This is a genomic window from Burkholderia sp. HI2500 (assembly GCF_002223055.1).
Taxonomy (GTDB): domain Bacteria; phylum Pseudomonadota; class Gammaproteobacteria; order Burkholderiales; family Burkholderiaceae; genus Burkholderia.
On the sequence record NZ_NKFL01000014.1, the window covers coordinates 1 to 1,055 of the forward strand.

Genomic DNA, 1,055 nt, shown 5'->3' on the forward strand with positions numbered 1-1,055 from the left:
CCCGACGCGCCGATCGGGTGGCCGATCGCGATCGCTCCGCCGTTCACGTTCACCTTCGACGTGTCCCAGCCCATCTGCTTGTGCACCGCCAGCGCCTGCGCCGCGAATGCCTCGTTGATCTCCATCAGATCCAGGTCGCCCGGCGTCCAGCCCGCGCGCTCCAGGCACCGGCGCGATGCCGGCACCGGGCCCATCCCCATCACGCTCGGATCCACGCCCGCGTTCGCGTATGCCTTGATCCGCGCCAGCGGCGTCAGGCCGAGTGCCGCCGCCTTCTGCGCCGACATCACCAGCACCGCCGCCGCGCCGTCGTTCAGCCCCGACGCGTTCGCCGCCGTCACCGAGCCGTCCTTCGAGAACGCCGGCTTCAGCCCGGCCAGCGATTCCGCCGTCACGCCGTGACGCACGAATTCATCGGTGGCGAACTGCAGCGGCTCACCCTTGCGTTGCGGAATCGCCACCGGCACGATTTCATCGTCGAAGCGGCCGGCCTTCTGCGCCGCTTCCGCCTTGTTCTGCGACAGCGCCGCGAACGCGTCCTGCTCTTCGCGCGTGATCCCGTATTCCTTCGCGACGTTCTCCGCCGTGATGCCCATGTGGTACTGGTTGTACACGTCCCACAGGCCGTCGACGATCATCGTGTCAACCAGCTTCGCGTCCCCCATCCGGAACCCGTCGCGCGAGCCCGGCAGCACGTGCGGCGACGCGCTCATGTTCTCCTGGCCGCCCGCGATCACGATCTCCGCATCGCCCGCGACGATCGCGTTCGCGGCCAGCATCACGGCCTTCAGGCCCGAGCCGCACACCTTGTTGATCGTCATCCCCGGCACTGCCGTCGGCAGCCCGGCCTTGATCAGCGACTGCCGCGCCGGGTTCTGCCCGGAACCGGCCGTCAGCACCTGGCCCATGATCACTTCGCTGACCTGCTCGGGCTTCACGCCCGCACGCTCCAGCACCGCGCGGATCACCGTCGCGCCCAGCTCGGGCGCCGCAATCTTCGCAAGCGAACCGCCGAATTTGCCGACCGCGGTCCGCGCGGCCGATACGATCACTAC

1 protein-coding gene is annotated in these 1,055 nt (G+C 69.2%); it reads right to left on the minus strand.

Annotated elements, in window-relative coordinates:
• Positions 1–1,055 (minus strand): acetyl-CoA C-acetyltransferase (locus tag CFB45_RS38005; protein WP_256978557.1); only part of this gene is annotated, 1,055 nt, incomplete at both ends.